Here is a 1,847-nt window from a genome sequence, read left to right as displayed (position 1 = left end):
ACTCGGCGGTGGACCCGGCCTTGACCAACGAGAAATGCAGCTTCTGGCATTTCCGTTTTGATGCCCATGCCGACATGCGCATGGCGGCGCTCATGCAGGTCTTGCGCGAAGACCAAAGCGTCAATTCGGCCTATCTGATCGGCCAGGACTACAGCTTCGGGCAGGCTGTGTTGCGCGAGGCCCGGCGGCAGTTGGGTGTGCAGCGCCCGGATGTACAGATCGTGGGCGACGAGCTGCACCCTTTGGGTCGGGTGAAAGACTTTTTGCCCTACGCCGCCAAGATCAAGGCCAGCGGGGCGCAGGCCGTGATCACCGGCAACTGGGGCAATGACCTGACGCTCTTGGTCAAGGCCGCGCGCGATGCCGGTTACGAAGGCAAGTTCTACACCTTTTATGGCAACGCCCTGGGCGCGCCTGCCGCCATTGGCGAAGCCGGTGTGGGGCGTGTGATCGCGGTGGCCGACTGGTTGCCCAACGTACCGGGCCAGGCCAGCGCGCAGTTTTACAAGTCGTTCCGTCAGCGTTTTCCCAAGCCCTCCGAAGACTATGTGCATGTGCGCATGCAGCTCATGATCGAGGCGCTGGCGCAGGCGGTGGAAAAAGCCGGGGGCACCGACCCCGTGGCTGTGGCCTTGCAACTGGAAACCGCCCGCGTTGGCATTGCAGGGCAAACCGGCAGCATGCGCGCACAAGACCACCAGTTTCAGCAGCCATTGGTGGTGGGCGTGATGGCACGCCAGGGCACCCCCGGCGTGCCCTTTGACGTGGAAGGCTCGGGTTATGGCTTCAAGGTGGTGCGCCAGATCAAGGCCGAGCAGGCCAGCTTGCCCAGCAGTTGCCAGATGGTGCGGCCCGCGCCCTGAACTGGGACAGAAGCCGAAATCAGGGGAAACCTGAATATGATCGGCATTCTGTGTTCATTTGTTTATGTGCAATTGAAACAATATTTAATAACTGGTAAATCATCACCAGCGCCAAACCCACAGCCGCATAAATGCTGCCGTTGGCCAAGCCTGAGAATATTTGAAGAATAAAGCCGTCCATCGATGTGATCCTTGATGCTCAATAACCGAGATAGGTGCGGCGAACAGACTCGTCTGCTCGGATGTCTTCGGCTGGGCCGGACAACACCACATTCCCAGTTTCTAAAAGGTAGGCGTGGTCAGCAAGGTTCAGCGCCAAAGACGCGTTTTGCTCGACCAGCAACATGCTCACACCATCGGTTTTGTTGATGTTGCGCATGATTTCAAAAATCTCTTGAACGATCAGTGGTGCCAATCCGAAAGAGGGTTCGTCCAGTAAAAGCAGTTTGGGCCTGAGCATCAGGGCACGGCTGATCGCCAGCATTTGCTGCTCACCGCCAGACAAGGTGCCCGCTTGTTGGTACAGACGCTCCTTGAGGCGCGGGAAGCGTTCAAAAATCTTCTCCATGTCTTGACCAACAGCATCCTTGTCTTTGCGGGTGTAAGCACCTAAGCGCAAATTTTCTTCGACCGTGAGCCCGGTGAATGTGCCGCGCCCATCCGGGACGTGTGCCATGCCCATGCGGACGATTTTGTCGGTGGCCAGTCCACCAATCGGTTTGCCCACGAACACCACATCACCCGAGGTCTTGACCGTCTGGCACATGCTGCGCAAAGTGGTTGTTTTGCCTGCGCCATTGGCCCCCAAAATGGTGGTGATGCCACCTTGTTTGAGGTCAAAGCTGACGTTGAACAAGGCCTGCGTCACACCGTACCAGGCGTTGAGGTTTTTGACTTCTAACAGGTTCATGCTCACGCCCCTCCCAAATATGCGCGGATCACTTCGGGATGTTTTTGGATTTGCTCTGGCGTACCCTCGGCAAT

General features: G+C 57.6%; 3 protein-coding genes. 1 reads left to right on the top strand and 2 read right to left on the bottom strand.

Annotated features, from left to right (window positions below):
- On the top strand, window positions 1-863 hold an 863-nt coding region (locus tag Q0341_RS13340), incomplete at its 5' end, for an ABC transporter substrate-binding protein (protein ID WP_299514222.1).
- 199 nt (window positions 864-1,062) lie between these two features.
- Here the strand turns inward: Q0341_RS13340 and Q0341_RS13335 are convergent.
- Window positions 1,063-1,773, bottom strand: a complete 711-nt coding sequence (locus Q0341_RS13335; RefSeq protein ID WP_299514219.1) for an ABC transporter ATP-binding protein — start codon at window positions 1,771-1,773, stop codon at window positions 1,063-1,065.
- 2 nt (window positions 1,774-1,775) lie between these two features.
- The gene (locus tag Q0341_RS15275; protein ID WP_366522773.1) at window positions 1,776-1,823 is read right to left on the bottom strand and encodes a hypothetical protein; all 48 of its coding nucleotides are present in this window, start codon (window positions 1,821-1,823) and stop codon (window positions 1,776-1,778) included.
- Window positions 1,824-1,847: the final 24 nt, after the last annotated feature.

It is taken from the genome of uncultured Limnohabitans sp. (assembly GCF_937889215.1).
GTDB lineage: Bacteria > Pseudomonadota > Gammaproteobacteria > Burkholderiales > Burkholderiaceae_C > Limnohabitans_A.
This window is presented reverse-complemented; position numbering and strand designations above follow the sequence as displayed.

Bases quoted from the DNA above. Each gene is read 5' to 3' on its own strand.
- Q0341_RS13335 (WP_299514219.1), bottom strand. From the start codon at position 1,773: ATGAACCTGTTAGAAGTCAAAAACCTCAACGCCTGGTACGGTGTGACG.